This window comes from Streptomyces sp. YS-3, from assembly GCF_045257485.1.
Taxonomy (GTDB): Bacteria; Actinomycetota; Actinomycetes; order Streptomycetales; family Streptomycetaceae; genus Streptomyces.
The window spans coordinates 1-2,708 of sequence record NZ_JBJHPC010000781.1 but is presented as its reverse complement, the minus strand read 5'-3'; the positions used below and the strand labels follow the sequence as shown (position 1 = coordinate 2,708).

Sequence of the window (2,708 nt, the reverse complement as noted above, 5' to 3'; positions counted from 1 at the left end):
GGTGGCGAGGTGGCCGTAGAGGTCGTCGCGGGGCGGGCGGGGGCGTCCGTAGAAGGCGGTCAGGTCGGCGGTGCGGCTGTCCAGTACGTGGTGCAGCTCGCCTAGGTTGGCCGCCTTGGTGCCGTACCGGTCGCGGTCCGCGGCGCGCAGCCGGTGCAGGGACAGCACGGGCGCGTCTTCGAGCAGGGGCGGCTCCAGGCGTATGCGCTGCTGGTGCCAGGCGGGGGCGCGCAGGACCGGCTCGTCGTCCAGCCGCTCCAGGGATATCTCGTCCTCCCCCACCCGGTAGCGCACCCACGCGCCGTCCAGGCCGTCCTGTTCGACGAGCTGTTCCAGGTCGCGCACGATCGCGTTGGGTATGCCCCAGCCGGAGGCCAGGACGTTGGTGTGCGAGAGCGGGGTGATCGGCGCGGTGTTGAGGAACCCGGCCACCCGGGGCACGTCGTCGGGCAGACGCGGCATGGCCACGATGTCGGCCCAGCCGAGCCGCGCCTCGGCCGCCGCGTACTCCTCGTTCGTACGGAAGAACCGCAGCCGTCCGGTGACCTCGCCGGGGTTGAGCGGGGTGCGGGTCCTGGAGCCGAAGAGCTGATGGCTCAGGATGCGCGGCACCCGTCGTTCGCTGATCGCCGCCAGCTCCTCCTCCTGGCCGTGGTTGGCGGGTTTGAGCAGGAGGGGGAGCCGGCCGTCGACCCGGTCGCGCACGAACGTGTAGAAGAACTCCAGGAGTTCGCCGTTCATGGTGTCGGCCTCGGTCGTCTCCAGGACGAGGAAGGTGCGTCCGCTTCCCTCGGCGTCCTCGTCGGTGTGGAGCGAGAGCACCCCGAGCAGGAAGCGGCGGCCGGGGTCCATGTAGACGGAGGCGTTGAAGCCGTCCAGGTCCGCGTCCAGCTCGTCCAGGCTCATACCGAGGACGCGGGTGGCGATGTAGTTGACGTGGAAGGGGTGCGCCGCCGTGTCGAGGAGGTGCCAGGTGTTCTCGGCGCGGTCGACGACGACCTTGAGGTAGGGGTGGCCGGCCAGGACCCCGGAGAGGGTGCGGAAGAGCGGCAGGGAGAGGTTCTCGCCGACGACCGTGCGGTCCACGGCCGGCTCGGCGGGTCCGGTGAGCAGGGGGGCGGTCATACGGCGACCTCCTCGGTCCGCGCCGCGGGCAGCACCCGTGGCAGGGCGTCGACCAGGGTCTCGAAGTCGCGCAGGACCGTGCGGGCGTCGGTGGCGGAGAGCAGGCACAGGGCGGCCATGGTGTTGGCTCCCCCGGCCGGGTCGTAGACGGGGACGACGCTGCCGTCGGGGAGCGAGCTCTCCGCGACCACCGACAGCTCGCTGCCCGGGCTGAGCGGTATGTCCCGGGTGACGGCCGGGAAGTCCCAGACCTTGCGGTCGTGCCAGGCCTCGCCGTCGCCGTCGACCGCGAGGACGACGAGGGAGCCCGCCGCGCCGTGCGCGTCGGCGGGGGTGAGGGCCTGCTCGGGCCACTCGACCGGGCGGCCGAGGAGGTGGTCGACGAGCATGCCGACGAGGTCGAGCCCGAAGACGTCCTCGATCTGCGGCACCGTCATCGCGCCGCCGAACCGGGCGGCCGTCTCGATCAGCCACATGCGTCCGCCCGCGCCGAGCTTGATCTCGGTGTGCGTTCCGCAGTCGCGCAGGCCGAGGGCGTCGACGGCCTGCCGGGCGAGCTCCACGACGCGGTCCTGGGCGTCCTGGGAGAGCAGGGCTGGGGTGATGCCCGCGCGCTCGGTGAACGGCTCGACCGTGGGCATCCGGCCGCTGAGGCAGACCGGGTGGAAGACGCCGTCCGCCACGACGCCCTCGACGCTGACGTAGTCGCCCCAGCCGGGGTCGTCGAACCAGTCGGAGGCGGTGCCCGTCACGATCTGCTCGACCACGTAGTGCCCCTGCGCCTCGGCCACATGGAGCTCCGCGTACCCCAACAGGGCCGACTCGGCCATCACTTCGCGCGAGCGGCGCCAGGCGGTGGAGACCTCGTACGGGGAGCGGATGATCTGGTGCGCGGTGGAGCCCGCGCTCCAGGCCGCCTTGAGGAGCAGCGGGAAGGGCAGCGCGCCGGCCGCCTCGTACAGGTCGGCCTCCGTGGCGACGGAGCGGAACTCGGGCTGCGACAGGCCGTGTTCGCGCCAGGTGCGCCGCATCAGGCGCTTGTCACGGGCGAGCGAGGCGGCCTCACCGGGCCCGGCGAGGCCGAGTGCCTCGCACGCCTCGGCGACGGCGACGACCGCGTACTCGGAGAAGGTGAGAACCGCGTCCGCGCCCACGGTCCGGGCCCGTGAGACGATCAACGAGACCAGGTCGGAGCGGTGCGCGTCGGCCGTCACGACCGAGACGCACAGTCTCCGGGCGGAGTCCGCCACGACGGGAGGAAGAGCGCTGAGCGCCAGCAGGTGCACTTCCGCCCTGGCGGCCGTCCGGGACAGGACGTGACCGAGCGGCGGACCACCCTTGGCATGCACTAACAGCACCTTGCTCACTGAAGTTCGTCTCCATTCGTCCATGTCGGTACGTGCCGTACGCGGGGCCGTACGCGCCGTCGTACGGATCGGGGATGCGCGGCGGGTACGGCTGAGCCGCCGGCCACGTGTCGGTGCGTGTTCACCCGCTTACTCAAGAGGACCACGCGACCGGCGTTCCAAACGCCATCAGGGCCATCCGGTATTCAGGCAAATGCCTGAATAGCAGGCTGTGTT

1 protein-coding gene and 1 pseudogene are annotated in these 2,708 nt (G+C 71.8%); both read right to left on the bottom strand.

Annotation, left to right across the window (positions count from 1 at the left end):
- Positions 1-1,125, bottom strand: a pseudogene (locus ACJA3G_RS34690) (phosphoenolpyruvate synthase); the annotation flags it as partial.
- Entirely contained in the window at positions 1,122-2,492 is a 1,371-nt protein-coding gene (locus tag ACJA3G_RS34685; protein WP_406557009.1) for an acetyl-CoA carboxylase biotin carboxylase subunit family protein, read from the bottom strand. The pseudogene ACJA3G_RS34690 and the gene ACJA3G_RS34685, both read right to left, overlap by 4 nt.
- Positions 2,493-2,708: the final 216 nt, after the last annotated feature.